This is a genomic window from Cognatilysobacter segetis, from assembly GCF_004359965.1.
Lineage (GTDB): Bacteria > Pseudomonadota > Gammaproteobacteria > Xanthomonadales > Xanthomonadaceae > Cognatilysobacter > Cognatilysobacter segetis.
Window position 1 is genome coordinate 14910 of sequence record NZ_SMRQ01000023.1, and the last position, 26863, is coordinate 41772.

A 26863-nucleotide genomic window follows, 5' to 3' on the forward strand; every position below is an offset into this window, starting at 1 on the left:
CCGTAGTCGCGGACGTCAGCCCAGCGTGTCGGCCGGCACGCGCACGTGGCCTTCCATCAGCACGCGCGCGCTGCGGCTCATCACGGCCTTGGTGACGGTCCAGGTCCCGTCGATGCATCGCACCTCGGCGCCGGCGCGCAGCGTGCCGGACGGATGGCCGAAGCGCACCGTGCCGCGCTCGCCGCCGCCGGCCGCCTGGTTCACCAGCGTGCCGGGGATCGCGGCGGCCGTCGCGATCGCGACCGACGCCGTGCCCATCATCGCGTGGTGCAGCTTGCCCATCGACATCGCACGCGCGAGCAGGTCGACGTCGCCCGCGGCGACCGTCCGCCCGCTCGATGCGACGTAGTCCTTCGGCGGCGCCACCCAGGCGACCTTCGGCGTGTGCTGCCGCGTGGCCGCCTGCGCCACGTCGCCGATCAGGCCCATGCGTACCGCGCCGTGCGCGCGGATCGCCTCGAGCTTCGCGAGCAGTGCGCGGTCGTCGTTGACCGCCGGCTGCAGCTCGCTGCCGTCGAAGCCGAGGTCGGCTGCGCGCAGGAAGATGGTCGGGATGCCGGCGGTGATCAGCGTGACCTCGAACGTGCCGATGCCGGGCACGTCGAGCGTGTCGACGAGGTTCCCGGTCGGGAACATCGCGCCCGCGTCGCCGTCGTCGGAGGGGTCGACGAATTCCAGCGGAATCTCCGCCGCCGGGAAGGTCACGCCGTCGAGTTCGAAGTCGCCGGTTTCCTGCACCTCGCCATCGGCCATCGGCACGTGCGCGACGATGGTCTTGCCGATGTTCGCCTGCCAGATGCGCACGACGCAGTGGCCGTCGCGCGGCACGCGGGACGGGTCGACCAGCCCGTTGGCGATCGCGAACGGGCCGACCGCCGACGACAGGTTGCCGCAGTTGCCGCTCCAGTCGACGAAGGCCGTGTCGATGGACACCTGGCCGTAGAGGTAGTCGACGTCGTGGTCCGGCACCGACGAGCGCGCGAGGATCACGCACTTGCTGGTGCTGGACGTCGCGCCGCCCATGCCGTCGGTGTGCTTGCCGTACGGGTCGGGCGAGCCGATCACGCGCATCAGCAGCGCATCGCGCACGGGGCCCGGCGCGCGCGCGGCATCGGGCAGGTCGTCGAGGCGGAAGAACACGCCCTTCGACGTGCCGCCGCGCATGTAGGTGGCGGGGATGCGGAGCTGGGGCTTGGCGGTCATGGGCGTCGAGGTCGATTCAGGCGTCGGGAATGTTCGGCTCGACCAGCATCGCGAGCTGCTCGAGCGATTCCTGCCAGCCGAGGTAGCAGAACTCGACCGGGATCGCGGCCGGAATGCCGGTCTGCACGATCGTCAGGTCGGTGCCGCACATCACCTCGCGCAGCGTGACGCTGACCTCGATGGTGCCGGGCAGCGCGGGGTCGTCGAAGCGGTCGGTGTAGCGGATCAGCCGGTCGGTCTCGAGCTCGAGGTATTCGCCGCCGAACGACTGCGCCTTGCCGGTGCCGAAGTTGGTGAACGCCATGCGGAACGTGCCGCCGACGCGCGCGTCCATGTGCTCGACGTGCGCGGTGAACCCGTGCGGCGGCAGCCACTTCGCCATCGCGCCGGGCTCGAGGAACGCGCGGTAGACCTTCGATACGGGCGCGCGCAGCACGCGGTGGAGTCGGACGGTTCCGGTATCGGTCATGGCGGGCTCCACGTGCGGGGCGGGAACGGAATCAGGCGGCGTCGCGGTTGGATTCGAGGAAGTCGTTGGCGAACCGCTGCAGCACGCCGCCGGCCTCGTAGATCGAGACCTCTTCGGCGGTATCGAGGCGGCAGGTCACCGGCACCTCGATGACGTTGCCGTCGCGACGATGGATCGCCAGCGTGAGCGTCGCGCCGGGCGTGCGCTCGCCGGTGACGTCGAACGTCTCGGTGCCGTCGATGCCGAGCGTGGTGCGCGTGGTGCCGGCCTGGAATTCCAGCGGCAGCACGCCCATGCCGATCAGGTTGGTGCGATGGATGCGCTCGAAGCCCTCGGCGACGATCGCCTCCACGCCCGCGAGCCGCACGCCCTTGGCCGCCCAGTCGCGCGAGCTGCCCTGGCCGTAGTCGGCGCCGGCGATGATGATCAGCGGCTGGCGGCGCTGCATGTAGGTCTCGATCGCTTCCCACATGCGCGTGACCGTGCCCTCGGGCTCTATCCGTGCCAGCGAGCCCTGTCGCACCGTGCCGTCCTCGTTGCGCACCATCTCGTTGAGCAGCTTCGGATTGGCGAATGTGGCGCGCTGCGCGGTGAGGTGGTCGCCGCGGTGGGTCGCGTAGGAATTGAAGTCCTCTTCCGGCACGCCCATCTTCGCGAGGTACTCGCCGGCGGCGCTGTTGCGCATGATCGCGTTCGACGGCGACAGGTGGTCGGTGGTGATGTTGTCGCCGAGCACCGCGAGCGGGCGCATGCCCGTGAGCGTGCGCTCGCCGGCCAGCGCGCCTTCCCAGTACGGCGGGCGGCGAATGTAGGTCGACATCGGGCGCCAGTCGTACAGCGGGCTCACCGCACCGCCGTGCTCGACGCGCACGTTGAACATCGGGCCGTAGACGCGGCGGAACTGCTCGGGCTTCACGTGCTCGCGCACGATCCCGTCGATCTCGGCGTCCGACGGCCACAGGTCCTTCAGCGTGATCGCATTGCCCTGCGCATCGGTGCCGAGCACATCCTTCTCGATGTCGAAGCGGATCGTGCCGGCCAGCGCATAGGCGACCACCAGCGGCGGCGAGGCGAGGAACGCCTGCTTCGCGTAGGGATGGATGCGGCCGTCGAAGTTGCGGTTGCCGCTGAGCACGGCGACGGCGTAGAGGTCGCGCTCGATGATTTCCTGCTGGATCGTCGGATCGAGCGCGCCGCTCATGCCGTTGCAGGTGGTGCAGGCGAAGCCGACGATGCCGAAGCCGAGCGCTTCCAGATGCGGCAGCAGTCCGGACTCCTCGAGATACAGCTCGACCGCCTTCGAGCCGGGCGCGAGCGAGGTCTTGACCCACGGCTTGCGCACCAGTCCGAGCTCGTGCGCCTTCTTCGCGAGCAGGCCCGCGGCTATCACGTTGCGCGGGTTCGACGTGTTCGTGCAGCTCGTGATCGCGGCGATGATCACCGCGCCGTCCGGCATCAGGCCCGCGGCTTCCTGCGCGCGAGCCGCGTCGAGGTTCTGCGCGATCCCGCGCTCCGCGAGATCGCTCGTCGGCAGGCGGCGATGCGGGTTCGACGGGCCGGCCATGTTGCGCGTCACCGTCGACAGGTCGAACGTGAGCGTGCGCTCGTACTGCGCATCGACCAGCGCATCGGCCCACAGGCCGGCGGTCTTCGCGTAGTTCTCGACCAGCGCGACCTGCTGCTCCTCGCGGCCGGTCAGGCGCAGGTAGTCGAGCGTGTTCTCGTCGATGAAGAACATCGCGGCGGTCGCGCCGTATTCCGGCGCCATGTTGGAGATCGTGGCGCGGTCGCCGAGCGTCAGCGCACGCGCGCCTTCGCCGCGGAACTCGAGATACGCACCGACGACCTTGGCCTGGCGCAGGAACTCGGTGAGCGCGAGCACGATGTCGGTGGCCGTGATGCCCGGTTGCGGACGACCGGTCAGCTCGACGCCGACGATCTCCGGCAGGCGCATCCACGAGGCACGGCCGAGCATCACGCTCTCGGCTTCGAGGCCGCCCACGCCCACCGCGATGACGCCGAGCGCGTCGACATGCGGCGTGTGCGAGTCGGTGCCCACGCAGGTGTCCGGGAACGCGACGCCGTCCTGCACGTAGACCACCGGCGACATCTTCTCCAGGTTGATCTGGTGCATGATCCCGTTGCCCGGCGGGATCACGTCGACGTTCTTGAACGCGTGCTTGGTCCACTCGATGAAGTGGAAGCGGTCCTCGTTGCGGCGTTCCTCGATCGCGCGGTTCTTGGTGAACGCATCGGGATCGAAGCCGCCGCATTCGACGGCGAGCGAGTGGTCGACGATCAGCTGCGTCGGCACCACCGGATTGATCTGCGCCGGGTCGCCACCGCGCTCGGCGATCGCATCGCGCAGGCCGGCGAGGTCGACCAGCGCGGTCTGGCCGAGGATGTCGTGGCAGACCACGCGCACCGGGAACCACGGGAAGTCGAGGTCGCGGCGGCGCTCGATCAGCTGCTCGAGATAGGCCGACAGCATCGACGGATCGGCGCGGCGCACGAGGTTCTCGGCATGCACGCGCGAGGTGTAGGGCAGCGTCGCCCAGGCGCCCGGCTTCAGCGCGTCGACGGCCTCGCGGGCGTCGAACCAGTGCAGCGGGGTGCCGGGCAGGGGCTTGCGGTGGGCGGTGTTCATCGGCGTTCGGATCCGTCGGAGCGGGCGTTCCGGCGGCCGCGAAGCGCAGGCCGCCCATCGGAACCAGGGCCGGCGCGACGCGTCGGCAGAGCCCGTCATTATCCCGCAGTTCGCCGCCCGGGGCCGCCGCGGTGGACGCGGGATTCACCCCGCGGCCGGGCGCGCGGGCGCGGCCTGCTGCGCTCGGCGACGCGGACGCGCGATCGGCCGCTGCGCTCGCGCCCCGCCGGACCCGAGGCCGTCAGCGGCGCTTCGTGCGGCCGTCCGCCGCCATGACGGTCCGGAAGAACGCCGTGGAACGGTCCTGCAGGGCGCGGCGGTCGTGGCCGACGCCCGGCACCCGTTCGAAACGGGCCCGGCTTCCGGCGCTGCGGTACAGCTGTTCGGCCGCGGGCCAGCGTGCGAGCGGCGTCCCGCCATAGCGACGGGAGACCCGTGCGGCCATCGCCGGGTCCCAGCCGTCCTCGAAATCGAGCGAGTCGTTGTCGTCCGCATCGCCCATGTAGATCAGCTGCGGGATCCGTCGGAAGGACGCGGCGTCGAACGGGTGGCCGGTGAGCGCCGGCAGGTCGGCGATGCCGGCCGGATACGCGAGCACGTCGCCGCCCGCACGCGCGATCGGCGCGATCGGCCAGCCGCCGGGCGAGCCGACGGTCGCGGCGCGCACGCGGCCGGGATGCAGCACGGCGAAGCGGTTGGCGAACATGCCGCTCGCGGAGAAGCCCTGCACGAGCACGCGCGCATCGAGTCGGATGCCGTCCGACGCCAGGCGGCGGCGCGCATCGTCGATCATCGCGACGATCTGAAGGTCCGGCCTGGCGAGCACGGGCTCGCGCGTCGTCAGGCTGTCCCGGTCCAGCGCGTGCGTGTAGACGCGCCATTGGCTGGCCATGCGCGGAAATGCCGGCACGAGCAGGGGCGTGCCCAGCGTGTCGGCGATGCGCCGGCGCTCGAAGCCCGTCCACCATGCGTCGCGTTCGTGGACCGCCACGTCATCCGACGTGCGGCCCGAATTGTTGGGCTGCACGAGCAGCATGCCGACGCCCTTCGCGTCGAGCGCGATCCGTGGCGGCACGTACAGGAAATAGCCGGAGTGGAATCCCGCGACGGGGTCGGCGGCAACGTGGCGCACGCGCGCGACGTACGGACCGAGCAGCAGGGCCGCCGCGACGGCGGCGACCACCGCCAGGCCGGCGAGCGATTTCAGGGCGAACCGGAGGGGGCGTCGCATGGCGATGGCCGGCGGGACGGGAACGCCAGCATGTCAGGGCGAAGCAACGACGGCTGCCCCCTCTGCGACAGGCCCGCGCATCCACCGATGAAGCTCGAAAAAAAGGGACGGAAGCAGGCTTCCGTCCCTTCCCCCGGTCGCCGGTCGACGAAGCCCGGCCACCCGAAACGCGATGCCGTTACGGCATCAGCACGGTGTCGACGACGTGGATCACGCCGTTCTTCTGCATGACGTCGGCGGTAGTGACGTGCGACATGCCGCCCTTGGCATCGGTGAGCACGATGCCGCCCTTGCCGTCGTCCTTCGCGGTGAGCGTCCCGCCCTGCACCGTCTTGAGCGTGGCGCTGCCGTTGCCGGCGGCGATCTGCTGCTTGAGCGCGGCGCCGTCGACCTTGCCGGGCACCACGTGGTAGGTCAGCACCTTGGTCAGGTCGGCCTTCATGTCGGGCTTGAGCAGCGAGTCGACGGTGCCCTTGGGCAGCTTCTCGAACGCGGCATTGGTGGGCGCGAACACGGTGAACGGGCCGGCGCCCTTGAGCGTGTCGACCAGGCCGGCGGCCTTGACCGCCGCGACCAGCGTGGTGTGGTCCTTCGAATTGACCGCGTTGTCGATGATGTCCTTGTCCGCGTACATCGGCGCGCCGCCGACCATCGGGTTGGACGGGGCCATCGCGGCGTCGGCCGAGGTGTCGGCCGCGGCAGGCTCGGCGGGCGGCATCGCATCGGCGGGGGCCTCGGCCGCGGGCGCCGGCGTCTCGGCGGTGGTGTCGGTGGCGGGCTTGCTGCAGGCCGCGAGCGAGACGGCGGACATCAGGGCGAGCGCGAGCAGGGTGTGCTTCATGGCGGTTCTCCGCAGGGGTGGAGGGTCGGCCGGGTGGCCGTGCTCTCCTCTTACGGGCGTTCGCGCGCGCCGGATGCAGCGCCGCGCGGCGTCAGGCGCCGGCGTCGCGCAGGATGCGGGTGGCGAGGCGGTCGGCGATCGCGTTGAGCTGCGGATCGCGCGGGCTGACGTGCGCCGGGCCGAAGCGCGCGATCGCGGCCTTCGTCAGCTGGCGGCGGCGCTGCTCCAGCGCCTTGGTCTGCTGGTCGACCTGCGCGCGGCTGAGCCTGCCGTCGGCCATCTTCGAGAACACCGCGGCGGTCTCGGTGTAGTAGCCGGCCATGGGCTCCCACGCGGCCTCGCGGCAGACGCGTGCCAGGCCCTGGTAGGCCTTGGCCACCGTGCGCAGGCTGGCGACCGCCTGCTGCGGCGAGTTCTGCGGCAGCGCGTTGAGGCGCTTCTCCACGCGGCCGGCGACCATCAGCGCGACGGCCTGGCGCTGCGCCGCGGGCATCACGCCGGGCGCGGCGGCCTTGGGCTTCGCCGGCGGCGCGGCGTCGGCCACGGGCACGGCGAACGCCGCGAACAGGACGGAGGCAAGCAGGAACGAAAGGCGCATCGGAAGGCCGTGGAGCGGAAGAGCCGGCATCGTACGCAGGCCGACGTGAGCGCCCGCGATACGGGCGTCAGCGATAACCGGCGGCCTGCAGTTCGAACAGCTCGGCGTAGCGCCCGCGCTGCGCCATCAGCTGGTCGTGCGTCCCCGAGGCCTCCACCTTGCCGCCTCCCAACACCAGGATGCGGTCGGCCATGCGCACGCTGGAGAAGCGATGCGAGATCAGCACCGCGGTGCGGCCCTCGCTCAGCTCCTTGAAGCGCTGGAACACCTCGAACTCCGCGCGTGCGTCGAGCGCGGCGGTGGGCTCGTCGAGGATCATCACTTGCGCGTCGCGCATGTAGGCACGCGCGATCGCGATCTTCTGCCACTGCCCGCCGGACAGGTCGACGCCGGTGTTGAAGCGGCGCCCGATCATCTGGTCGTACTTCAGCGGCAGCGCCTCGATCACCTCGTCGGCGAGCGCGCGGCGCGCGGCCTCGTGGATGCGCGCCTCGTCATTCATCGCCTCGAGCCGGCCGACGCCGATGTTCTCGCGCGCGGTGAGGTGGTAGCGCACGAAGTCCTGGAAGATCACGCCGACGTTCCCGCGCAGGTCGTCGAGGTCGTAGTCGCGCAGGTCGCGGCCGTCGAGCAGGATGCGCCCCTCGTCGGGGTCGTAGAGGCGCGCGAGCAGCTTGACCAGCGTGGTCTTGCCCGCGCCGTTCTCGCCGACCAGCGCCAGCACTTCGCCGGCACGCAGTTCGAACTCGAGGCCGCGCAGCGCCCAGCGCTCGGCATCGGGATAGCGGAAGCCCACGTTCTCGAACACGAAGCCGCGCTCGATCGGCCGCGGCACCGGCGATGCGTCCGGCCTCGAAGTGATCTCCGGCTCGATCTCGAAGAACGAGAACAGGTCGTCGAGGTAGAGCGCCTGGCCGGCCACCTGCGAGAACCCGATCAGCAGGCCTTCGAGCAGCTGGCGCAGGCGCCGGAAACTGCCGGCGAGGAAGGTGAGGTCGCCGATGCTGAAATCGCCCTTCACCGTGCGCCAGATGATGTAGGCGTAGGCGACGTAGTAGCCGAGCGTGCCGAGCGCGGCGAGCACCGTGCCCCACACCGCGCGACGCCGCGCCAGCGCGCGGTTGGCCGCATAGAACCTGTCGGCCAGCGTGCGGAACCGGTCGATCAGGAAGCGGTGCAGCCCGAAGATCTTGATCTCCTTCGCCGTCTCCACGCTGGCGCCGGTCTGGCGCAGGTATTCGAGCTGGCGGCGCTCGGGCGTCCACTGGAAATTGATCGCGTAGCCCACCGCGTTGAAGTGAGATTCGCCGATGAACGCGGGCACCAGCGCGATCGCGAGCAGCAGCATCAGCCACGGCGCGTATGCGACGAGGCCGATCGCGAAGCTCACCACGGTGATCGCGTCCTGCGCCTGCCCGAACAGCTGGCCGAGCAGGTTCATGCGGCCCATGGTCTGGCGACGCGCGCGGTCGAGGCGGTCCTGCAGGTCGGGATCCTCGAAGTCCTCGAGGTCCAGCGTCGCCGCATGCTCCATCAGCCGGATGCTGGTGGCGTTGGTGAACAGTTCCGACAGCAGCGAATCGGCGTAACTCGCCGCGCGCGCCAGCAGGTCCGACAACACGGCGAGCCCGAACTCGATCAGCACCAGGAGCATCAGCGGATGCAGCGCGCCGCTGTCCCACAGCGCGGCGAGGTCGGTCTGCGCGCCGGCGCCGCCCATCAGGCGAACCGCCTCGTCGATGATCAGCTTGCCGACGTAGAGCAGCGCGACCGGCGTGAGCGCCTGCACGAGGCGCAACACCAGGCTCGCGATCGCCAGCTTGGGGCTGGTCTGCCACACCTGGCGCAGGAACGGGCGCAGGTTGCGCAGGGCATCGAGGCGTTCGCGCAGCGGGAGCGCGGGGCGGGAAGGCGGTGGCATCGACGCATTCTCGCCACGCGGCGTGAAGCGGGCTTCAGGCCGCGTGCACGCGCCACAGTGCGTACGCGACGAGCGCCACGCCGAGGACCAGCAGCGAGGGCGCCGCGATGCGCAGGTCGGTCCGCGACGGCAGCGCCGCCGACAGCAGCGTCCCGGCGATCCAGGCGTGCAGCGCGAGCCACGCGCCGCGCGCATCGGCCACGAGCCATGCGATCCAGGCGAGCGACGCGGGCAGCAGCATCAGCGGCGCCAGCGCGATGGGCCCGGCACGCCACCACGGCGCGCGGAACGCCACCGAGCCCAGGCGCCAGCCCTGCGCGTTGCGTTCCGGCCACAGCGTCGGCAGCCGCGGATCGCCGCGCAGGACCCACGCGACACCGTAGTGCGCGAGTTCGTGCGCGAGCGTGCCGGGCAGCGCGAGCATCGCGTACGCCCACATGCCCAGGCGCCGCGCGAGGCGCTGCAGCACCAGCGCCGCCAGCACGGCAAGCCAGGCGCGCGTCGGCACGGCGACGAGTGCGGTGTGCAGGCGATCGATCCAGTCGGGCATGCCGCCAGTATGCGCAGGCGGCGATGCGTCGCACGCCCGGCGCTATTCGGCCGCGCGCAGCGGTTCGCGGCCGTCGAGCGATTTGGGCGACAGCCCGAGCGCCGAGCGGTAGCGCGCGTACAGCGCCTCCACCTTGGCGATGTACTGCTGCGTTTCGCGATAGGGCGGTACGCCGCCGTAACGGGCCACCACGCCCGCGCCGGCGTTGTACGCGGCCGCGACGAGGCGCAGGTCGCCGCGGTAGCGTTTGGCGAGCTGGCGGATCAGCCGCGCCGCGCCATCGATGGACTGGTCGGGCGAGGTCGGATCGCCGACACCGATGTCGCGCGCGGTCGCCGGCATCAGCTGCATCACGCCGACCGCGCCCTTGGGCGACACCGCGGTCGCGTCGAAGCCGCTCTCGGCATGCGCGATCGCGCGCAGGTAGGCATCGTCCACGCCGGTCTTCTTGGACGCCGCCTTGAACTGCTTCGCGAAACGGTCGATGCGCGGCTTGCCGACCTGGCCGAGCCCGACATGCGCGGGCTCGCCGGGCGGCGTCTCCACCGTGAACGACAGCACCTTCGTCGCACCCGGCAGCTTGCGCGTGCCGTAGACCGTGACGCCGTCCTGCTGGCGCTCGTAGAGGTTGCCCTTCACCACGCCGAGCGCGCCCCAGAGGTTGGGTACCTTGCCGGGGTCGTCCTTGAACGTCTTCTTCTCGCAGCGCGAGCCGGGCTCCGGCGCGGTGGACAGGCTGACCGTCCCGTCGCGCACGCAGCGGTACACCGTGCGCGCCTCGGCCGCCCCGGCGGGCAGCAGGCAGGCGAGCAACAGCACGGGCAGGAGGCGGCGCGACATGGCGCGCAGGATAGGCCGGGCGCATTAACGCAGGATGTGCCCGAGGTCAGGGGCCGTTCCGACCTGCGGCCTGTACCGCCGCTTGCGCCGCGCCCTAGACTCGGCCGTCCACGGCCGCCGGTGATCCGCATGAAGCCCTGTCTCGCGCCCCTGTCCGCCGCGCTGCTCGGCGCCGGCCTGCTGGTGACCGGCCTCGCCGCCACGTTCGCCGGCCATGCGCAGGCGCCAGCCCCGGTCCAACCGGTGGTCCTCAAGGCCGCGCACCTGTTCGACGGTCGAAGCGGCCGCATGGTCGAGCCAGGCACGGTCGTGGTGCAGGGCGAGCGCATCGTGGCGGTGGGCGCAAACGCGCGCGTGCCCGACGGCGCACGGATGATCGACCTCGGCGACGCCACGCTGCTGCCCGGCTTCATCGACGCGCATACGCACATCGCCGACGACCACGACGACGACTGGGCCGCCGGCATCTACAACGCGATGCTGCGCTTTCCCGCCGAGCAGGCCTTCCATGCGCAGCGCAATGCGAAGGTGACGCTGGACGCCGGCTTCACCACGATCCGCGTGCTGGGCGCCGGCGACTTCATCGACGTCGCGCTGCGCAACGCGATCGATGCCGGCTACGCGACGGGGCCGCGCATGATCGTCGCCGGGCACGCGATCGGCTCCACCGGCGGGCACTGCGACAGCGCGCCGTACCCGGTCACGCGTGTGGTCCCGTCGACGCCGATGGAAGGCGTCTGCAACGGGGCCGAGCAATGCCGCGAGGCCACCCGCCTGCAGATGAAGTACGGCGCGGACGTGATCAAGATCTGCGCCTCCGGCGGCGTGCTCAGCGAGTCCGATCCCGTGGACGTGCCGCAGCTCACGCCCGACGAGCTGAAGGCGATCGTGTCGGAAGCGCATACCTGGGGCCGCAAGGTGGCCGCGCATGCGCATGGCGACCGCGCCGCGCGGCTGGCGATCGACGCCGGCGTCGACTCGATCGAGCACGGCAGCTTTCTCACCGCGGAAACGCTGCAGCTGATGAAGAAGAAGGGCGTGTACCTCGTGCCGACGCGCACCACGCTGCTGTGGACGGAGTCCAAGCTTGCGGGCTACCCGCCCAAGATCGCCGGCAAGGCGCATGCGGCGTACACCTCGCACGAGGCGATGCTGCGCAACGCGATCCGCATCGGCACGCCGATCGCGCTCGGCACCGACGCCGCCGTGTTCCCGCACGGCCTCAACGGCCGCGAGTTCGGCGACTACGTCGACGTCGGCATGTCGCCCGCGGCCGCACTCATGACCAGCAGCATCGGCGCCGCCACGCTGCTGGGCGTGGAGAAGGACACCGGGACGCTCGAGGCCGGCAAGGCCGCCGACGTGGTGGCCGTGCCCGGCAACGTGCTCACCGACATCCGCGCCACCGAGCGCCCGGTGCTGGTGATGAAGCAGGGCCGGCTGGTGCGCGGCGGCGAGTGATCCGCGTCAGTCGCCGCGCGAGGTGCCGCGGCGGTCGCGATCCTCGTCGTGCTTGCGGCGTGCGATCGAATCGTCGTAGCCGCCCGCGACGCCCTTGCTGTCGCGGTCGCGCTGGTGGTCGCCGACGAATTCACCGCCGGACTGCAGGTCGACGTCGTGCAGCGCGTTGTCGATCGACCGGGCTTCGCCGGGGCCGGACAGCGGTTCGCGGCGCGCGCTGGCGCGGCCGGTATCGGAGCTCGAGGACAGGGGGTCGCGGTTCATGGTCGGTCTCGCGGTGGACGTGGCTCCACGCTCGCGCCTGCGGCGTAAGAGGCCCGCGAGCGCGGGGTGGTCGGCCCGTTAACCGACGCCGCCGCGTGACGATCGCTTCACCACGCTGACTCGCGCGCCGGCCCGTCCGGCGCGCTCCACCGCTTGTTCAGCCAGCGCGGGCTAGCGTTGTCCACATCCACGAGGAGACACGACCATGAAGCGTATCCATCTCGCCGCCGCCATCGCCGCCCTCATGCTCGCCGGCCCGGCCTTCGCCGACGGCCATGGGCACGGCAAGGGCCACGGCAAGTCGCACGGCGACCACGACCGCGTGGTGATGCGCCACGATCGCGATGACGACCGTTACGACCGCTACGAGCGTCGCGACTGGAAGGCCGAGGGCCGCCACGACAATGGCCTGCACCGGGGCCAGTACAAGCACTGGGCGCGTGGTGAGCGCCTGCCGCGGACCTACGTCGTGCAGCGCTACTACGTGCAGGACTATCGCGACTACGGCCTTGGCGCGCCGCCGCCGGGCCTGGTCTGGGTCCGCCCGTACGAGCAGGACCGCACGTTCTACCTGGTGCAGGTGGCGACCGGCCTGATCTCGCAGATCTTCGGCCGCTGATCCCACACCGTTCCGAATCGGAGCCCCGCATCGCGGGGCTTCTTTTTTTGGCTCAGCCGCCGAGCCGGTCGGTGGTCGAGCACTGCGGCTCGTCGCCCGCGCGTGCGACCACGCAGAGCCGGAACCCGCGCGCCCCGCGGATGTGCTGCGACGCGCCGGCCGCGACGTCGTAGCGCGCGACGCGGCCCGCACAGGCGGTGTCCACCTCGCAGCCGCGTGGCAGCAGGCTGGAGTGGCAGGCGCCGCTGTCGCTGCGCAGGCAGTCCAGCCGCGCCTGCCCGTCGCGCATCGAAGCGCGGCTGAGCAGCACGTCCTGGCCCGACACGACGATGCGATGCACCACCTCGTCGCGACCGCCGTCGCAGCCGAAAAGCGCGCCGAGCAGGGAAAGGATCACGATCAGCTTGTCCATGGCGAAGCTCCTTCGGTCACATGTGCCGGAACAGCGCCATGAAGGGCGCGCTCACGGTGAGGGTTTCGGGGCGACCGCGCAGGCGCACCGTGCCGCGTCCGGTGTCGTCGCGGGTGATGCCCGCGATCGCGCGCAGGTTGACGATGGTCGAGCGGTGGATCTGCTTGAACGCCTGCGGATCGAGCCGCGCGAGCAGGTCGCGGATCGATGTGCGCAGCAGCGCCTCGCCGTCGGCGGTGACCACCGTCGTGTACTTGTGGTCGGCGCGGAAGTACGCGACCTCGTCGACGAGGATCAGCCGCGTCTCGCGGCCGGTGCCGGCGGTGAGCCAGGTCAGCGGCTCGGGCGCCGACGCCGCGCGCGGCAGCGCGGTGCCGAGCTGCGCGAGCAGCGCCGACAGCGCCTCGTCGCGGCCGTCGCCCAGGCGCGACTGCACGCGCCGCACGGTGGCCGCCAGGCGGTCGCCGGCGACCGGCTTGAGCAGGTAGTCGATCGCGCCGCGTTCGAAGGCGTCGATCGCGTACTGGTCGTAGGCGGTGACGAACACGATCTGCGTGCGCGGGCTGGATTCGGCCGCGGCCTGCGCGACCTCCAGGCCGGTCAGGCCCGGCATGCGGATGTCGAGGAAGGCGACGTCCGGGCGATGCTCGGCGAGCGCCTCCAGCGCGTCGGCGCCATCCTCGCATTCGGCGACGATCCGCAGCGTCGGCCATGCGCGCGTGAGCTCGGCGACTAGGGCCTCGCGCAGCAGCGGCTCGTCCTCGGCGACGACGCAGGTAGCGACGGTCTCAGCCATGGCGGGCAGTCTCCATCGCGGCCGGCACGCTGATGGTCGCGGCGACGCCGGCCGGGAAGTTCGCCACCACCGCCAGCGCCGCGGCGCCGTCGTACACCAGCCGCAGGCGTTCGCGCACATTCTTCAGCCCGATGCCGGTACCGCTGTTCTTGGCGTTGAAGCCGTCGCCGTCGTCGGCCACGGTGATCGCGACCTGGTCGTCGCTGCGCCGTGCGCGGATCCACACGGTGCCGCCGCCGGTGCGCGGCTCCAGCCCGTGCTTGATCGCGTTCTCGACCAGCGTCTGCAGCATCATCGGCGGCATCGGCGTGGTGCGCAGCGGTTCGGGCACGTCGACCTGCACGTCGAGGCGGCTGCCCATGCGCACCTTCATGATCTCGAGGTAGGCCAGCGCGCGTTCGAGTTCGGCGCCGAGCGTCGATAACTCGTCCTCCGTGCGCGGCAGCGAGTGGCGAAGGTACTGGATGAGGTGGCCGAGCATCTCCTCGGCGCGCGGCGGATCGCTGCGCGTGAGCAACTGCGCGCTGGCCAGCGTGTTGTAGAGGAAGTGCGGCTCCACCTGCGCGTGCAGCAGGTTGAGGCGCGCGACGGTGAGCTCCTTCTCGGTCGCCGTCTGCGCCGCCGCCTGCGTCTCGCCGCGACGCTTCTCCGCGACGCGACGGGTGATCGCGCGGCCCACGGCTTCGGCGTTCTCGAGGTTGGTGCCGTCGTCGACGAGGAACCAGTCGCTCCACGCGCCGACTTCCGGCTCGCAGATCAGCGTGACGCTGCCGCTGTCCTGCGTCGGCGTGACGGTGGCGAGGATCCGGTTGTGCTGCAGCCCGAAGCCCGACAGCGGATTCCAGCGGCCCAGCGGGTTCTCGCCGTAGGTGGCCGGCCGGCGCAGCCGCGCGCGGATCTGCAGGCTGTCGCGCGCGCTGCGCACCGATTCGATGTCGGGCAACTCGCGGATCGCGGCGTCGAGCAGGTCGAAGGCCTCGCCGGCCTCGAACGGGATCTCGATCTGGCGGCGATGGCGGTTGCCGAGCGCGCCGCGGTCGACGTGGCCGGCGATCAGGCGCACGCGCCGCAGGTGCGACAGCGCACCGGCCACCACCAGCGCGGCGACCGTGAGATCGAACAGGACGGCGGGCGCTTCCCACTGCCCGATCACAGGAATGCCCGAATACAGCCCGGTCAGCAGCAGGAGCAGCAGGAACCAGGCGAGGGCGATGCGCAGCAGGAAAACGAGGCTCTTGAACACGGGGCGGGTCCATCGGGGCGATGCGCCGACGATAGTGACGCGTCCGCGCCCGTCCATGGCGATGCGACGAAGGCCGGCGATGGCGGTGCGACCCGGGGAAATCGCGGAATCGCACGCGGCCAGGTCACGCGGCCGCGTGGCCCGATGCGCGGGGGCCGGCTCGACGGCGCCTTCTCGCGCGCGGGGCGACACTGCGCGCATGCCCGCCTTCCCGCGTCCCGCTCCGCTGCTGCTCGCCGTCGCGCTCGCGCTGTCGCCCGCGAGCGGCGAGGCCAAGCGCCACGGGCACGGCCACCACGGCCACCACGGCCACCGGGGCTGGATGCATGCGCGGATCGCGGTGGTGCGCGGCTGGTTCCACCGCGCCGCGCCCGAGACACGGTCGCGGGCCACGCGCGCCGCCGCCGACCGATCGGAATCGGCGGCGCGTCGTCGCGTCGAAGAACAGGCGGCGCTGGCGGCGCGTCGGCGGAGCGAGGTCGCCGCCTACCTGCGCGACCATCCCGCCTTCGCATCGGCCGAGTAGGCGCGACGCTGGTCTAAGTAAACGTAAGAGGAACGCGCGACGCCGTGCGTCGACGCGTGGATGCCGGCTGCGGTCAGGCGGCGCGGGCGCTGCCGGCGATCGGACCCAGCGGCGGCAGCGTCGCCTCGTCGGGCCGCTGCGTCAGGTTGCGCAGGCTCAGCACGCGGCCTTCGCGCGTGATCGCCGCATAGCCGGTGTCGTCGTGCTGCACGAATGCGCTCGCCGGCTCGCCCCGTAGGAACAGCAGCCGCCAACCGGTGCTCTCGAGCCAGGCGAGCTTGGCGCGCTGCGTGAGCGTGAGCCGTCGTCGCAACTCGGCGTCGGGAAGCGGGCGGCAGCGTCGACGGTCATAGATCAGCATGGGGGCTCCAGGCGCACGAAAGCCGTGACAACGTCGTGCAGATGCCGTTGCCATCGCGTGAATCGAACGGCGTGGATGTATGCCACGCGTCGGCGCGCCGTCGAGCCGATTGCGCCCTGACGGCCGCTTGCGGGCATCAACGGCCGCTCTCGCCCGATCGGCGGCGGTACGACCCGCCGACGCGCGCGTCGGATGCTGCGGGTGCAGCGAAGGCCTGCGATCAGGGCGCGGCGGCCGCCACGCGCCAGACGGTATTGCCGACGTCGTCGGCGACGAGCAGCGCACCGTCGCGCGCGATTTCGACGCCGACCGGACGGCCGCGTGCGTTTCCTGCCGCATCGAGGAAGCCCGCCAGCACCTCGCGCGGCGGCGCCGAAGGCCGGCCGTCCGCGAACGGCACCAGCACGACGCGGTAGCCCGCGAGCGGCTTGCGGTTCCACGAACCGTGCAGCGCGACGAACGCGCCATCGCCGAGCGCCGCGCGCAGCCGCGGCGACGTATTGAACGCGAGGCCGAGCGGCGCGACGTGGTTGCCCAGCCCGTAGTCGGGCACCCGCGCGGCCGCCACGCGCGCAGGATCCTGCGGCTTCACGCGCGGGTCGACGTGCGCGCCCCAGTAGCTGAAGGGCCAGCCGTAGAACGCGCCGCGCTCGACGTGGGTGAGGTAGTCGGGCACCAGGTCGTCGCCGAGCTCGTCGCGCTCGTTGACCACCGCCCAGAGCGTGGACGTGCCGGGCTGCCAGGCCAAGCCGACCGGATTGCGCAGCCCGTCCGCGTAGATCGCGATGGTGCGGCGCGCGGGGTCGATCTCGAGGATCGCCGCGCGCGAGGCCTCGACGGCGAGCCCGTTCTCGCCCGCATTGCTGTTGGAACCCACGCCGACATAGAGCCTGCCGCCGTCCGGCGAGGCGAGCAGGCTCTTGGTCCAGTGATGGTTGAACCGGCCGGTCGCCCCGGGCAGGTCGACGACGATCTCCGGCGCCGCGTCGATCCGCATTGCACCGGCGGTGTACGGCACGCGCAGCAGGCGGTCGGTATCGGCGATGTACAGCGTGTCGCCGACGAGCGCCATGCCGAACGGGGAGTGCAGGCCGGTCATGAAGTCGCTGCGCGTCTCGGCGACCCCGTCGCCGTCGGCGTCGCGCAGCAGCACGATGCGGTCCGGGCTCGGTACGCCGGCGCCGGCGCGCGTCATCACCGCCTTCATCGCCCAGCCCTTGAGCCCGCGGATGCCGCTCTTGCCAGGCGGCGCGTTGCTCTCCGCGACCAGTACGTCGCCGTTGGGCAGTACGTGCAGCCAGCGCGGATGGTCGAGCCCGGTCGCGAACGGACGGACCGTGAGGCCGGCGGCCGGCTGTGGTTGGGCGCCCGCGGGCCAGTGCACCGCCGGCGCGATGTCCACGCGCGGAATCAGGCGATGCGCGGGCGGCGGCAGTGTCGGCGACGGCCCCACCCCCGCCTCCCACGCGTCCGCCCTCGCCAGGCCCAGGGCGGCGGCGATCAGCAGGGACAGGACGGCTCGACGGCGCATCGCGGCGGCTCCGGCAGCGGAACCGCAGCCTCGCGCGCCGGTTGTCGCGGCGCCGCGAAGCCGGTTCCGGGGTCGCCCGCTGGGGCGCCAGGGCGCTTCGTCACAGCCGCTTAGCAGGGGTCGCGGCAGCCTGTCCGCATGCAATATTTCGCCTTTGTCGAGCGCGACGCCCACCGCCGATACTCGATCACGCTGCCGGACTTTCCGGGCTGCGTCACCGAAGCCACGAGCCTGGCCGGCATCACCGATGCGGCGCAGCAGGCCGTGTCCGTGCACCTCGCGAGCTGCGTGACGCCACTGAGCAAGCCGCTGCGCGCGGAAATGCTGCCGCCGTCGTTCGAGACCCGCGAGGGCTACTGGATGCTGGTCGACATGGCGCCGGTGATCGCGAGCTATCCGCCCGGCGTGGGCTGGTAGTCAGGCCAGCGCCAAGGGCGGGGCTGCGCGCGGTTCCGGCGCGACCGAGCCCGGCCGCCGGCGCACCTCGCGAAGCAGGGTTTCGAGACTGCGTTCGACACGGTCCTCCGCCACCTCGCCGGTGGCCGTCATCGCCTCGATGCGGTTGAGCCGGAACTGCCGGAACGCGGCGCGCAGCCGGCACCAGCCGCCGAGCGTCCACGAACCGCCCCAGAACACGATGCACAGCGGCTCGACGTCGCGGGTCGTCACCGTGTCCGCCGCATCGCGGTAATCGAGCCGCAGCACGCGGCGCGCGCCGATCGCCTCGTTGAGCGCGTCCAGCAGCGCACCGAACTCGCGCGTGGATTCGCCGCGGCAATCGGGCGCGAGGATCGCGGTGCGGTCGCCGAGTGCGCGGATGCGTTCCGGCACCGCGGCCTCGATCTTCACCAGCGCGCGCGCCGCGCTCTCGCTGAGGCGATTGCCCGCGAACGCACGCGCGAAGCGGATGCCGACGACGACCGCCTCGATCTCCTCGGCATCGAACATCAGCGGCGGGATCTCCGCGCCATGGCGCAGCACGTAGCCGACGCCCGCCTCGCCTTCGATCGGCACGCCCGATCGCTGCAAGTCGGCGACGTCGCGGTAGACGGTGCGCAGCGACACACCGAGCGTGGCGGCGAGGTCGCGCGCGAGCACGGCGCGGCGGCGGCCACGCAGCGCGTTGACGAGCAGGAACAGGCGGTCGGCGCGGCGCATACACCGATTGTAGCCACGCGGCGGCATGGCTCCGCCGCGTGGCGGCCGGTTCACGCCGCGACGCCGGCCTCGGCCTCGCGTGCCTGCGCCGCCGCGTACTCGGCATCGAGCGCGGATGCCCGCTGTACGGCCGGATGCGCGCAGACGCGCTCGACGTAGTCGCGGAACACCGGCTCGTCGGGCACCAGGCCGAAGGCGAGCGTCCAGCGCAGCGCCACGCCCCAGAGCACGTCGGCGATGGTGAAGCGTTCGCCGAACAGGTACGGCCCTTCGCGCAGCTGGTCGGCGAGCGTGCGGATCACGGTGTCGTAGTCGCCGTACGGCGAGCCCATCGCGGGCGCCGCATCGCGCTTGAGCGAGCGGTCCACCACCGCCGGCTCGAAACTCGCCGCGTAGAACACCGACCAGCGCAGGTAGGGCCCGCGCAACGGGTCCTCGATCGCCGGCGTCAGGCCGGCTTCGGGATACAGGTCGGCGAGGTAGAGCATCACCGCGACCTGCTCGGTCACCACGGCATCGCCGTGGCGGAGCGCCGGCACCTTGCCCATCGGGTTGACCGCGAGGTACTCCGGCGCGCGCTGCGTGCCGGCCGGGAGGTCGAGCATGTGGATGTCGTACTCGGCGCCGAGCGCCTCGAGCACGGCCAGTGCGCAGGACGCCCGCGAATGCGGGGCGTAGTAGAAGGTGATCCGTCGCGACATGCAGGTGTCCTCCGTGTGGGGCGCCGGGTTGGCGACGCCAGTCTCGGGGGACCCTGCTGACAGCGTGGTGTCAGTAGCGTGGTCTCAGGCCACCTGGCGCGCCGGCGCGTTGCCCCGCAGTGCCGCCACCGCTTCGCGGAACGTATCGACACGGAACGGCTTGCCGCAGACCGGAACCGCGGCGAAACGCTCGGGCAGGCAGGCGCGCTCGTTCGCGGTCGCGAAGAAGAACGGGATGCCGCGCGCGAGCAGCGCATCGGCGACGGGATAGGCGACTTCGCGACCGAGGTTGACGTCGAGCACGGCGCCGTCGATCTCCGGCACGCGCTCGACCAGCGCGAGCGCGTCCTCCACGGTGGCCACCGGGCCGACGACCACGGCGCCGAGGTCGGCGAGTGCGTCGGACAGGCCCAGCGCGAGCACGTATTCGTCCTCCACCAGCAGAAGTTTCAGACCTTCGATTCCGTCCATTTCCTGCATCGGTTCCGCCCCGGCGGGCGACGCGCAGAGCTTGCGCGGCGGCACGTGGCGCCCGCGCGAAAACCCGGGCGACCGTAACGGCGTTCGCTGACGCGTTCAGAGACCGTGCGACGCCAGCGATGCCATCGCGCGCTCACGGTCGCCGTCGTCGAACGGCATGACCCGCAGCGATGCGAGCGGCAGCGCGTCGAGGCAACGCGCATTGACGCTGTAGCCGTCGGGGTGGCTGCGCGGCACGTAGAAGCTCTTGATGCCGCAGTGACGGCAGAACAGGTGGTGAGCGGTGCCGGTGTTGAAGCGGTAGTCGGTCAGCGCGTCGGCGCCCTGCAGCAGGCGGAAACGCGCGGCCGGCACGATGAGGTGCAGGAAGCCCGTCATGCGGCAGATCGAGCAGTTGCAGTCGAGGACCTCCGGCGCGGCCGGTGCGTCGACCTCGAAGCGGACCCGGCCGCAGTGGCAGCCGCCGGCGTGCGTGTGCAGCTCATCCATTTCCAGCCTCCGTATCGAGGCCGGCGGCAGCGAGCTGGTCGCGCAATGGCTGCAGCGCATCGCCATAGCGTCGCCAGCGCCCGATCGACCGGTCGTTCAGCGGCTCGCGCACCTGTGCGGCGCTCGCGGTCGGCACGGCGCCGTCGGCGGAGGAAAAGTCGAGGCAGTCCGGGTGCCAGGCGAGCCCGCAGAACTCGAGCATGCGCCGCACCCACGCCTCCGGATCGGCGACGAGATGCTCGTACGGCACGTCGAGCACGCGTCCGGGCAGTGCGGCGTGCCAGAACGCCATCAGGCGTTCGAAGCCGATCACATGCGCGCCGGTGTCCAGCAGGTCGAACGAGTACCCGTGATACGGCGATTCCGGCGCGAACAGCTGGCGGAAATTCGACAGCGCCGCGTCCATCGGCTGGCGCCGCAGGCAGAGGATCCGCGCGTCGGGCAGCGCGCGCGCGATGAAGCCGGCGAACAGGAAGTTGTGCGGCAATTTGTCCACGAGGCGGGGTCGGCCGCCGGCGAGCGCGCGCGTGGCATCGAGATAGTCCTGGCCGACGCGCGACCAGTCGTCGATGCGCGCCGCGCCGTCGATCAATTCCGCCAGCGAGCGCGGGGCGCCGCCCGCCGCGCGTTGCAGCGCCGCGCCGAAATGGCCGAGCTCGCCGCCCGAGGCGACGTCCGGATGCCGCGACAGGATGCGATCGACCAGCGTCGTGCCGGTGCGCGGCAGGCCGATCACGAAGATCGGAGCGTCGCCACGAGCGCCGCGGGCGTCCGGCGGGATCGCTTCGAACGCGCGCCGCACGCTGTCGAAGACCGCTGCATCCGCCGCGCGCGATGAACCCAGCCGCGCATGCCACGGCGCCTTGCCGCGCACGTAGTGCCCGAACGCCTCGGAGAAGCGGCCCGCATCCTCCAGCGATTTGGCGATCGCCAGGTGCAGGTGCAGCTGCGCATCGGGATCGCGCGGATGCGCATCGGCGATCGCCTGCATGCGTTCGATCCATGCGCCGTCCGACTGGCGGCGCAATTGCGCGAGCGCGAGATACGCACGCCAGTACGCCGGGTCGGCGTCGAGGCAGGCGCGCAGTTGCGCTTCCGCTTCGTCGATGCGGCCGAAGAACAGCAGCGACGTCGCGAGGTTGAAGCGGTCCTGCGCACGCTGCGGCGCGATGTCCACCGTGCGCTGGAACGCGCGCAGCGCGGGCTCGTGCAGGTTGGCGCGGCTGTAGACGGTGCCCAGCGTGGACAGCGTGGCCGCGTCGAGATCGTCGCGCGCGAACAGAGCGTCGGCGGTCCGCGCGGCCTCGTCCATCCGGTGGCACTCGGCCAGCGCACGCGCGAGCAGCGCGCCCACGTCGGGCCGGCGCGGCCACAGCGGTGGGGTGCGCTGCAGGTGCGCGACGGCCAGCGGCGCATGCCCGAGTTCGATGGCCGACAGGCCCGCCAGGTAATGCAGCGCCGGATCGTCCGGCGCATGCCGCGCGGCCTCGCCCGCGAGCCGGTACAGCGTCGGCCAATCGCCGCGTTCGAACGCGGCGGCGAGGGAGGACGGCGAGGGGGAGGGGTCGTTCATCGGGGTGCCCTGCGGGCCGGGAAGCCTACCGCAGGACGGTCGCCGCGCCCGGGCTTGCCGCCCACCGCACGCAGGCGTACGGTCGAGTCGGGCATTCCGCCCGCTGGAGGATCGACGATGGCCGCATCCACCTACGCTCCCCGCCTGCAGACCGCCGCGATGGCCGACATGAACGTCACGCCGCTGGTTGACGTGATGCTCGTGATGCTGGTGATCTTCATGATCACCGCGCCGGTCCTGACCGGCACGTTGCCGATGAACCTGCCGCAGGCGAATCCCGCGACGCCGCCGGCGCCGCCCGTGCAGATGCACCTGCGCGTCGACGCGAACGGCGGATTCGTGCTCGACGGTCGCGCCTTCGATGCGACCGCCCTGCGCGGCGTGCTCGCCGACACGGCGCGGCGGTCGCCCGATGCCGTGCTGCACGTCAGCGCCGCCGCCGACAGCGAATACCAAGGGTTCGCGACCGCGCTCGACGCCGCCCGCGCGAGCGGGCTCGGCAACATCGCGCTCGACTGAACGGGAGCCCGGGGCACGACCGGATTCCTTGACACGGTCTTAACTCCGGCGTGCTCCCATGACGCGATCGGGGGCCTCGCGAGGCCCCTTCGTTGTGGGGGATCGGACGTTAGATGGCACGCAGTGACTATGTCGGACCGGCGCAGATGTCTACGGGCATTGCCGGCCTCGATGCAATTCTGGGCGGCGGGTTCACGCCGGAGCGCCTGTACCTGATCGAAGGCGTTCCCGGCGCGGGCAAGACCACGCTCGCCATGCAGTTCCTGCTGGAAGGCGTACGCAACGGCGAATCGGTGCTGTACGTGACTCTCTCGGAAACGGAGCACGAGCTGCGCGAGATCGCCGCGTCGCACGGGTGGTCGCTCGACGGCGTGCACATCCACGAGCTCGCGCCGCCGCACGACAGCCTCGACCCCGACTCGCACTACACGATGTTCCATCCGTCCGAGGTCGAGCTCGGCGACACGACCAAGCGCATCCTCGACCAGGTGGAAAACCTGCGTCCCAGGCGCATGGTGTTCGACTCCCTCGCGGAACTGCGCCTGCTGGCCGGTTCGCCGCTGCGCTACCGGCGCCAGGTACTCGCCCTCAAGCAGTATTTCGTGGGCCAGCAGTGCACCGTGCTGCTGCTCGACGACTGTGGCACGACCGAGCACGGCCTGCACGTGCACACGCTGGTGCACGGCACCGTCTCGCTGCAGCAGTTGCATCCCGAATACGGCGGCGACCGCCGCCGGCTGCGCATCAGCAAGTTCCGCGGGCGCCGCTTCGCCAGTGGCTACCACGACTACCAGATCGAGACCGGCGGCCTCAGCGTCTACCCGCGCCTGATCGCCGCCAATTACCGGCGCGATATCCCGCAGCAGCCCGTGTCGACCGGCTCGCATGAACTCGACCTGCTGCTCGGCAACGGCCTCCACCGCGGCACCAGCACGCTGCTGATCGGCGCGGCCGGCACCGGCAAGTCGACGATCGCGACGAGCTGCTGCATCGCGGCCGCCGAGCGCGGCGAGCGTGCCGCGATCTTCTCGTTCGACGAGTCGGTCAAGTCGCTGATCACGCGCTCGCGCGGCATCGGGCTGCCCATCGACCGCCACCTGGACAGCGGCGCGATCGTCGTCGAGTCGGTCGACCCGGCCGAGCTGTCGCCCGGCGAGTTCGCCCATCGCCTCCGCCACGCGGTGGAGGAGGGCAACGTCACGACGGTGGTCATCGACAGCATCAACGGCTACCTGAGCGCGATGCAGGAAGACCGCTTCGTGCTGGTGCAACTGCACGAGCTGCTCGCCTTCCTCGGCCACCACGGCGTAGTGACGATCCTGATCAGCGCGCAGCAGGGCCTGATCGGGCAGATGCAGAACCCGCTCGACATCAGCTACCTCGCCGACTCGGTGGTGCTGCTGCGCTATTTCGAGTACGGCGGCGAAGTGCGGCAGGCCATCTCCGTCCTCAAGAAGCGCACCGGCGGGCACGAACACACCATTCGTCCGCTCTCCATCACGCCCGAAGGCGTGGTCATCGGCGAGCCGCTGCGGGAGTTCCGCGGCGTGCTCACCGGCGTGCCCTACGACCGCGACGAGGGTCCGGCCAAGCCGGTCTCCCGGTGACCGCCGCCCGCGCCGACGGCCCGGCCGACGAGGCCCGGCTGCTGCTCCTGCTGCCGACGCAGCGCGACTGCGACCTCACCGGCGAGGTGCTCGCGCGCGACGGCATCAGCACGCATGCCTGCAGCTCGCCCGCGGATCTCGAGGCCGAGATCGAGCGGGGCGCCGGCGCGGTGTTCGTGTGCGAGGAGATCCTCGCGATGGGCGCGCATGCCGTGCTCGCGCGGGCGATCGACCGCCAGCCGCGCTGGTCCGACCTGCCCGTGCTCGTGCTCGCACGCGAAGGCAGCGATTCGCGGCAGGTTTCCGAGGCGCTCGCGCAGCTCGGCAACGTGCTGTTGCTGGAGCGTCCGCTGCGCCTCGCCGCGCTGACCAGCAACGTCCGCACCGCCCTGCGGGCGCGCGAGCGCCAGTACCAGATCCGCAGCCACCTGCAGGACCTGGCCCGCGCGCGCGATGCATTGGCGGAGGCGGCGCACCGCAAGGACCAGTTCCTGGCGATGCTCGGCCACGAGCTGCGCAATCCCCTGGCGCCGGTGCGCAATGCGCTGCACCTGCTGCGTTCGGACGACCGCCTGCCGGAGGACGACCGCGCGCTCTGCGACATGATGAAGCGCCAGGTCGACCACATGGTGCGCCTGGTCGACGACCTCATCGACGTCTCCCGCATCTCGCGCGGCACCATCGTGCTGCGGCGCGAACGCGTCGACCTCACGACGGTGCTGCGCAACGCCATCGACCAGAGCCGGCCGCTGGTCGAGGCCGGGCATCACGGGCTGCGCTTCGAAGCGCCGGACGTGCCGCTCTACGTGGAAGCCGATCCGGTGCGGCTGGCGCAGGTCTTCGCCAACCTGCTCAACAACGCGGCCAAGTACGCCGAGCCGGGCGGCGAAATCGCGGTCGGGGTCGCGCGCGAGGACGGCAGCGTGCGGGTGACGGTGCGCGACCGCGGCATCGGCATCGAGCCCGAGATGCTCCCGCACGTCTTCGAGCTGTTCACGCAGGGCCGTCGCGAGGCGCACCGCGCGCACGACGGCCTCGGCATCGGCCTCACGCTGGTGCGCAACATCGTCGACATGCACGGCGGCCAGGTCGAGGCGCACAGCGACGGCCGTGGCCTCGGTTCGGAATTCGTCGTGCGGCTGCCGCTCGCCGCCTCGCAGGCGCCGCAGGTCGAGGCGCCCCGCCTGGATGACGTGGAACCGCGCGGCGCGGCGGCGGTGCGCGTGCTGGTGGTCGACGACAACGCCGACGCCGCCGAATCGATGGGCATGGTGCTGGAGCTGCTCGGTCTCGAGCATCGCGTCGCCTTCGACGGCCCCACCGCGCTCGACCTCACGCGGAGCTTCACGCCCGATGTCGTGCTCCTCGACATCGGCATGCCGGGCATGGACGGCTACGAGGTCGCGCGACGGCTGCGCGATGCGGACGGAAGCAATGCGATCCGGCTCATCGCGCTGACCGGCTGGAGCCAGCCGCAGGATCGCGAGCGCACGCGTGCTGCGGGCTTCGACCACCACCTCAGCAAGCCGGTCGACATCGGCGCATTGCAGGCGCTGCTGGAAGGCGGGACGGTCGACGCGTTCGATCCGCCGCCTCCCGCGCCGGCCGCCGGCGCGCCGGCGTTCCGCCACTCGGGCTGATTCAGCGGGCGGCTTCGGCGTCCGCGAGCGCGGCGCCGAGCGCTTCGCGCACCACGTCGATCACGTTCTTCGCCGCACCGTCGACCTCGGGCAGGTTCTCCAGCACGTCGCGGAACAGCTGCACGCGATCGATCGACGACTGCTTGGCGATCGCGTTGGTCGTCGCCAGCACCGCCACCGCGACCCCGACCGACATCTCGCCCAGAGCCTGTCCCACGGCCTGTGCCACGGCGTTCGCTACGTCGTTCTGTTCCATGCCTGCCTCCATCGCGGACGATCCGCCCACGGGTGATACCGCGCGGCGCGGTGCGGGATCGTGACGGCGGCGAAGGAGGTCGCCGGCATTACGGGAGACGCGAGTCCGCGAGCACGGGTGCCGTCGCCGGCACGGCGATCGTGCGCGGCGGTGCGGCCGGCTTGGCCGCATCGTGCGATGCCGGTGCGGCGTTCGTCGTTGCCTTGCTGGCGGCCGCCTGGGCCTGCGCCGCGCGCGTCAGCTCGCGGATCACGTCGCCGAACGGGCTGTGCGACTTGCGCGGGCTGGCCGGCGCGGCCGCCGGGTCGGCCTTCGCGGTCACGGCCTGCGCGTGCACGCATGCGGGCGCGAGGGCCAGCAGGGCGGCGGTGAACAGGATGCGATGCATGGCGGACCTCGGTGCGGCATTTACGGTGGCGCGAGGTTAGTGACGCGCAGCGACGCACACCGTGAAAACCATTGGCCGGACGCTCGATGCGCGCCGACCGTAAAGGCACGGCTCATCGACGTCGTCGTCGCGTGAGCCGCTGTTCATGTGCGCCCGCAACGAAAAAGCCCGGCATTCGCCGGGCTTTCCGTATCACCACACCTTCACCCGCTTGTCGGGCGCGAGGTACATCGCCTGTTCGGGCTTCACCGCGAACGCGTCGTACCAGGCGTCGATGTTGCGCACCGTCATCGCGCGATAGCGGCCCGGCGAATGCACGTCGGTGAGCACCGCGTTGCGCATCGCTGCGTCACGGTACTTGCCGCGCCAGGCCTGCGCGAAGCCGAGGAAGAAGCGCTGCTCGGGCGTGAAGCCCTCGAGCGTCTGCGCCGGCTTGCCCTGCTGCGACAGGCGATACGCATCGAGCGCCGTCGCCAGCCCGGCCACGTCGGCGATGTTCTCGCCGAGGTTGAGCTTGCCGTTGATCGACAGGTCCGGGA

At 71.5% G+C, this 26863-nt stretch carries 30 protein-coding genes; 7 read left to right on the forward strand and 23 right to left on the reverse strand.

The window, feature by feature from the left end; translation table 11 throughout:
* Positions 1–15: 15 nt before the first annotated feature.
* The 9 genes from prpF to E4F61_RS06725 form a co-directional block, all read right to left on the reverse strand.
* Positions 16–1203, reverse strand: a complete 1188-nt coding sequence (gene prpF / locus E4F61_RS06685) for a 2-methylaconitate cis-trans isomerase PrpF (RefSeq protein WP_133478899.1) — start codon at positions 1201–1203, stop codon at positions 16–18.
* A 16-nt stretch (positions 1204–1219) separates the two neighbouring features.
* Complete coding sequence (locus tag E4F61_RS06690; protein ID WP_133478900.1) at positions 1220–1672, reverse strand: SRPBCC family protein; 453 nt, start codon at positions 1670–1672, stop codon at positions 1220–1222.
* 31 nt (positions 1673–1703) lie between these two features.
* Positions 1704–4319 carry a Fe/S-dependent 2-methylisocitrate dehydratase AcnD gene (gene acnD, locus E4F61_RS06695; RefSeq protein WP_133478901.1) on the reverse strand — a complete coding sequence of 872 codons (2616 nt, stop codon included), beginning with the start codon at positions 4317–4319 and terminating at the stop codon, positions 1704–1706.
* 241 nt (positions 4320–4560) lie between these two features.
* Positions 4561–5550 (reverse strand): alpha/beta hydrolase family protein, encoded by a 990-nt coding sequence (locus E4F61_RS06700; RefSeq protein ID WP_133478902.1) that lies wholly within the window; start codon positions 5548–5550, stop codon positions 4561–4563.
* A 178-nt stretch (positions 5551–5728) separates the two neighbouring features.
* Entirely contained in the window at positions 5729–6268 is a 540-nt protein-coding gene (locus E4F61_RS06705) for a fasciclin domain-containing protein (RefSeq protein ID WP_133478926.1), read from the reverse strand.
* 214 nt (positions 6269–6482) lie between these two features.
* Complete coding sequence (locus tag E4F61_RS06710) at positions 6483–6989, reverse strand: hypothetical protein (RefSeq protein ID WP_133478903.1); 507 nt, start codon at positions 6987–6989, stop codon at positions 6483–6485.
* Positions 6990–7056: 67 nt separating this feature from the next.
* Positions 7057–8910: an ABC transporter ATP-binding protein gene (locus E4F61_RS06715; RefSeq protein ID WP_133478904.1), complete on the reverse strand. Its 1854-nt coding sequence runs from the start codon at positions 8908–8910 to the stop codon at positions 7057–7059.
* A 34-nt stretch (positions 8911–8944) separates the two neighbouring features.
* Positions 8945–9460: a hypothetical protein gene (locus E4F61_RS06720; RefSeq protein WP_133478905.1), complete on the reverse strand. Its 516-nt coding sequence runs from the start codon at positions 9458–9460 to the stop codon at positions 8945–8947.
* 42 nt (positions 9461–9502) lie between these two features.
* Complete coding sequence (locus tag E4F61_RS06725) at positions 9503–10300, reverse strand: lytic transglycosylase domain-containing protein (protein WP_133478906.1); 798 nt, start codon at positions 10298–10300, stop codon at positions 9503–9505.
* A gap of 129 nt (positions 10301–10429) precedes the next feature.
* Between E4F61_RS06725 and E4F61_RS06730 the strand changes: the two genes are divergently transcribed.
* The gene (locus E4F61_RS06730) at positions 10430–11761 is read left to right on the forward strand and encodes a metal-dependent hydrolase family protein (RefSeq protein ID WP_202908965.1); all 1332 of its coding nucleotides are present in this window, start codon (positions 10430–10432) and stop codon (positions 11759–11761) included.
* A gap of 6 nt (positions 11762–11767) precedes the next feature.
* Here the strand turns inward: E4F61_RS06730 and E4F61_RS06735 are convergent, their stop codons facing one another.
* A complete protein-coding gene (locus E4F61_RS06735) occupies positions 11768–12025 on the reverse strand; it encodes a hypothetical protein (RefSeq protein ID WP_133478907.1) in 258 nt (85 codons plus the stop codon).
* A gap of 205 nt (positions 12026–12230) precedes the next feature.
* Between E4F61_RS06735 and E4F61_RS06740 the strand changes: the two genes are divergently transcribed.
* Complete coding sequence (locus tag E4F61_RS06740) at positions 12231–12644, forward strand: RcnB family protein (protein WP_133478908.1); 414 nt, start codon at positions 12231–12233, stop codon at positions 12642–12644.
* A 52-nt stretch (positions 12645–12696) separates the two neighbouring features.
* On the opposite strand, the gene E4F61_RS06745 is transcribed toward E4F61_RS06740, so the two are convergent.
* From E4F61_RS06745 to E4F61_RS06755, 3 genes are read right to left on the reverse strand one after another with little or no spacing between them, the layout of a single operon-like run.
* Complete coding sequence (locus tag E4F61_RS06745; protein ID WP_133478909.1) at positions 12697–13056, reverse strand: hypothetical protein; 360 nt, start codon at positions 13054–13056, stop codon at positions 12697–12699.
* Between the two features lie 16 nt (positions 13057–13072).
* The gene (locus tag E4F61_RS06750) at positions 13073–13852 is read right to left on the reverse strand and encodes a LytR/AlgR family response regulator transcription factor (RefSeq protein WP_133478910.1); all 780 of its coding nucleotides are present in this window, start codon (positions 13850–13852) and stop codon (positions 13073–13075) included.
* A complete protein-coding gene (locus E4F61_RS06755; protein WP_238382832.1) occupies positions 13845–15095 on the reverse strand; it encodes a histidine kinase in 1251 nt (416 codons plus the stop codon). The genes E4F61_RS06750 and E4F61_RS06755 overlap by 8 nt, the downstream gene beginning before the upstream one ends.
* A gap of 199 nt (positions 15096–15294) precedes the next feature.
* On the opposite strand from E4F61_RS06755, the gene E4F61_RS06760 reads away from it, so the two are divergent.
* Positions 15295–15621, forward strand: a complete 327-nt coding sequence (locus E4F61_RS06760) for a hypothetical protein (RefSeq protein WP_133478912.1) — start codon at positions 15295–15297, stop codon at positions 15619–15621.
* Positions 15622–15694: 73 nt separating this feature from the next.
* Here the strand turns inward: E4F61_RS06760 and E4F61_RS06765 are convergent, their stop codons facing one another.
* Positions 15695–15982, reverse strand: coding sequence for a hypothetical protein (locus E4F61_RS06765; RefSeq protein ID WP_133478913.1), 288 nt, complete (start codon positions 15980–15982; stop codon positions 15695–15697).
* A gap of 220 nt (positions 15983–16202) precedes the next feature.
* Positions 16203–17513 (reverse strand): PQQ-dependent sugar dehydrogenase, encoded by a 1311-nt coding sequence (locus E4F61_RS06770; protein ID WP_133478914.1) that lies wholly within the window; start codon positions 17511–17513, stop codon positions 16203–16205.
* A gap of 138 nt (positions 17514–17651) precedes the next feature.
* Between E4F61_RS06770 and E4F61_RS06775 the strand changes: the two genes are divergently transcribed.
* On the forward strand, positions 17652–17930 hold the full coding sequence (locus E4F61_RS06775) for a type II toxin-antitoxin system HicB family antitoxin (protein ID WP_133478915.1): 279 nt from the start codon (positions 17652–17654) through the stop codon (positions 17928–17930).
* Here the strand turns inward: E4F61_RS06775 and E4F61_RS06780 are convergent, their stop codons facing one another.
* The 5 genes from E4F61_RS06780 to E4F61_RS06800 all read right to left on the reverse strand — a co-directional run bounded on the left by E4F61_RS06780 (position 17931) and on the right by E4F61_RS06800 (position 21914).
* Complete coding sequence (locus E4F61_RS06780; RefSeq protein ID WP_133478916.1) at positions 17931–18671, reverse strand: helix-turn-helix transcriptional regulator; 741 nt, start codon at positions 18669–18671, stop codon at positions 17931–17933. It abuts the gene before it with no gap.
* 50 nt (positions 18672–18721) lie between these two features.
* The gene (locus tag E4F61_RS06785) at positions 18722–19372 is read right to left on the reverse strand and encodes a glutathione S-transferase family protein (protein WP_133478917.1); all 651 of its coding nucleotides are present in this window, start codon (positions 19370–19372) and stop codon (positions 18722–18724) included.
* An 84-nt stretch (positions 19373–19456) separates the two neighbouring features.
* A complete protein-coding gene (locus tag E4F61_RS06790) occupies positions 19457–19843 on the reverse strand; it encodes a response regulator (RefSeq protein WP_133478918.1) in 387 nt (128 codons plus the stop codon).
* Between the two features lie 105 nt (positions 19844–19948).
* Positions 19949–20341: a GFA family protein gene (locus E4F61_RS06795; protein ID WP_133478919.1), complete on the reverse strand. Its 393-nt coding sequence runs from the start codon at positions 20339–20341 to the stop codon at positions 19949–19951.
* Positions 20334–21914, reverse strand: coding sequence for a tetratricopeptide repeat-containing sulfotransferase family protein (locus E4F61_RS06800; RefSeq protein ID WP_162301428.1), 1581 nt, complete (start codon positions 21912–21914; stop codon positions 20334–20336). The genes E4F61_RS06795 and E4F61_RS06800 overlap by 8 nt, the downstream gene beginning before the upstream one ends.
* 117 nt (positions 21915–22031) lie before the next feature.
* On the opposite strand from E4F61_RS06800, the gene E4F61_RS14665 reads away from it, so the two are divergent.
* The 3 genes from E4F61_RS14665 (at position 22032) to E4F61_RS06815 (ending at position 25680) form a co-directional block, all read left to right on the forward strand.
* Positions 22032–22433 (forward strand): ExbD/TolR family protein, encoded by a 402-nt coding sequence (locus E4F61_RS14665; RefSeq protein ID WP_162301429.1) that lies wholly within the window; start codon positions 22032–22034, stop codon positions 22431–22433.
* A 146-nt stretch (positions 22434–22579) separates the two neighbouring features.
* Complete coding sequence (locus tag E4F61_RS06810) at positions 22580–24040, forward strand: ATPase domain-containing protein (RefSeq protein ID WP_238382834.1); 1461 nt, start codon at positions 22580–22582, stop codon at positions 24038–24040.
* Positions 24037–25680 carry a hybrid sensor histidine kinase/response regulator gene (locus E4F61_RS06815; protein WP_133478923.1) on the forward strand — a complete coding sequence of 548 codons (1644 nt, stop codon included), beginning with the start codon at positions 24037–24039 and terminating at the stop codon, positions 25678–25680. The genes E4F61_RS06810 and E4F61_RS06815 overlap by 4 nt, the downstream gene beginning before the upstream one ends.
* Position 25681: 1 nt before the next feature.
* On the opposite strand, the gene E4F61_RS06820 is transcribed toward E4F61_RS06815, so the two are convergent.
* From E4F61_RS06820 to E4F61_RS06830, 3 genes are all read right to left on the reverse strand, one after another.
* Entirely contained in the window at positions 25682–25936 is a 255-nt protein-coding gene (locus tag E4F61_RS06820) for a hypothetical protein (protein ID WP_133478924.1), read from the reverse strand.
* An 88-nt stretch (positions 25937–26024) separates the two neighbouring features.
* Entirely contained in the window at positions 26025–26324 is a 300-nt protein-coding gene (locus tag E4F61_RS06825) for a hypothetical protein (RefSeq protein ID WP_133478925.1), read from the reverse strand.
* 192 nt (positions 26325–26516) lie between these two features.
* Positions 26517–26863 (reverse strand): M13-type metalloendopeptidase (locus E4F61_RS06830; RefSeq protein ID WP_162301430.1); only part of this gene is annotated, 347 nt, incomplete at its 5' end.

Excerpts from the sequence above, each read along its gene's own strand:
- E4F61_RS06740 (WP_133478908.1), top strand. The coding sequence starts at position 12,231 with ATGAAGCGTATCCATCTCGCCGCCGCCATCGCCGCCCTCATGCTCGCC.
- E4F61_RS06720 (WP_133478905.1), bottom strand. The coding sequence starts at position 9,460 with ATGCCCGACTGGATCGATCGCCTGCACACCGCACTCGTCGCCGTGCCG.
- E4F61_RS06715 (WP_133478904.1), bottom strand. The coding sequence starts at position 8,910 with ATGCCACCGCCTTCCCGCCCCGCGCTCCCGCTGCGCGAACGCCTCGAT.
- acnD (WP_133478901.1), bottom strand. The coding sequence starts at position 4,319 with ATGAACACCGCCCACCGCAAGCCCCTGCCCGGCACCCCGCTGCACTGG.
- E4F61_RS06700 (WP_133478902.1), bottom strand. The coding sequence starts at position 5,550 with ATGCGACGCCCCCTCCGGTTCGCCCTGAAATCGCTCGCCGGCCTGGCG.
- prpF (WP_133478899.1), bottom strand. The coding sequence starts at position 1,203 with ATGACCGCCAAGCCCCAGCTCCGCATCCCCGCCACCTACATGCGCGGC.
- E4F61_RS06710 (WP_133478903.1), bottom strand. The coding sequence starts at position 6,989 with ATGCGCCTTTCGTTCCTGCTTGCCTCCGTCCTGTTCGCGGCGTTCGCC.
- E4F61_RS06790 (WP_133478918.1), bottom strand. The coding sequence starts at position 19,843 with ATGGACGGAATCGAAGGTCTGAAACTTCTGCTGGTGGAGGACGAATAC.
- E4F61_RS06730 (WP_202908965.1), top strand. The coding sequence starts at position 10,430 with ATGAAGCCCTGTCTCGCGCCCCTGTCCGCCGCGCTGCTCGGCGCCGGC.
- E4F61_RS06745 (WP_133478909.1), bottom strand. The coding sequence starts at position 13,056 with ATGGACAAGCTGATCGTGATCCTTTCCCTGCTCGGCGCGCTTTTCGGC.
- E4F61_RS06775 (WP_133478915.1), top strand. The coding sequence starts at position 17,652 with ATGCAATATTTCGCCTTTGTCGAGCGCGACGCCCACCGCCGATACTCG.
- E4F61_RS06780 (WP_133478916.1), bottom strand. The coding sequence starts at position 18,671 with ATGCGCCGCGCCGACCGCCTGTTCCTGCTCGTCAACGCGCTGCGTGGC.
- E4F61_RS06770 (WP_133478914.1), bottom strand. The coding sequence starts at position 17,513 with ATGCGCCGTCGAGCCGTCCTGTCCCTGCTGATCGCCGCCGCCCTGGGC.
- E4F61_RS14665 (WP_162301429.1), top strand. The coding sequence starts at position 22,032 with ATGGCCGCATCCACCTACGCTCCCCGCCTGCAGACCGCCGCGATGGCC.
- E4F61_RS06690 (WP_133478900.1), bottom strand. The coding sequence starts at position 1,672 with ATGACCGATACCGGAACCGTCCGACTCCACCGCGTGCTGCGCGCGCCC.
- E4F61_RS06825 (WP_133478925.1), bottom strand. The coding sequence starts at position 26,324 with ATGCATCGCATCCTGTTCACCGCCGCCCTGCTGGCCCTCGCGCCCGCA.
- E4F61_RS06785 (WP_133478917.1), bottom strand. The coding sequence starts at position 19,372 with ATGTCGCGACGGATCACCTTCTACTACGCCCCGCATTCGCGGGCGTCC.
- E4F61_RS06795 (WP_133478919.1), bottom strand. The coding sequence starts at position 20,341 with ATGGATGAGCTGCACACGCACGCCGGCGGCTGCCACTGCGGCCGGGTC.
- E4F61_RS06810 (WP_238382834.1), top strand. The coding sequence starts at position 22,580 with ATGTCTACGGGCATTGCCGGCCTCGATGCAATTCTGGGCGGCGGGTTC.
- E4F61_RS06800 (WP_162301428.1), bottom strand. The coding sequence starts at position 21,914 with ATGAACGACCCCTCCCCCTCGCCGTCCTCCCTCGCCGCCGCGTTCGAA.
- E4F61_RS06735 (WP_133478907.1), bottom strand. The coding sequence starts at position 12,025 with ATGAACCGCGACCCCCTGTCCTCGAGCTCCGATACCGGCCGCGCCAGC.
- E4F61_RS06765 (WP_133478913.1), bottom strand. The coding sequence starts at position 15,982 with ATGCTGATCTATGACCGTCGACGCTGCCGCCCGCTTCCCGACGCCGAG.
- E4F61_RS06760 (WP_133478912.1), top strand. The coding sequence starts at position 15,295 with ATGCCCGCCTTCCCGCGTCCCGCTCCGCTGCTGCTCGCCGTCGCGCTC.
- E4F61_RS06750 (WP_133478910.1), bottom strand. The coding sequence starts at position 13,852 with ATGGCTGAGACCGTCGCTACCTGCGTCGTCGCCGAGGACGAGCCGCTG.
- E4F61_RS06820 (WP_133478924.1), bottom strand. The coding sequence starts at position 25,936 with ATGGAACAGAACGACGTAGCGAACGCCGTGGCACAGGCCGTGGGACAG.
- E4F61_RS06705 (WP_133478926.1), bottom strand. The coding sequence starts at position 6,268 with ATGCCGCCCGCCGAGCCTGCCGCGGCCGACACCTCGGCCGACGCCGCG.
- E4F61_RS06725 (WP_133478906.1), bottom strand. The coding sequence starts at position 10,300 with ATGTCGCGCCGCCTCCTGCCCGTGCTGTTGCTCGCCTGCCTGCTGCCC.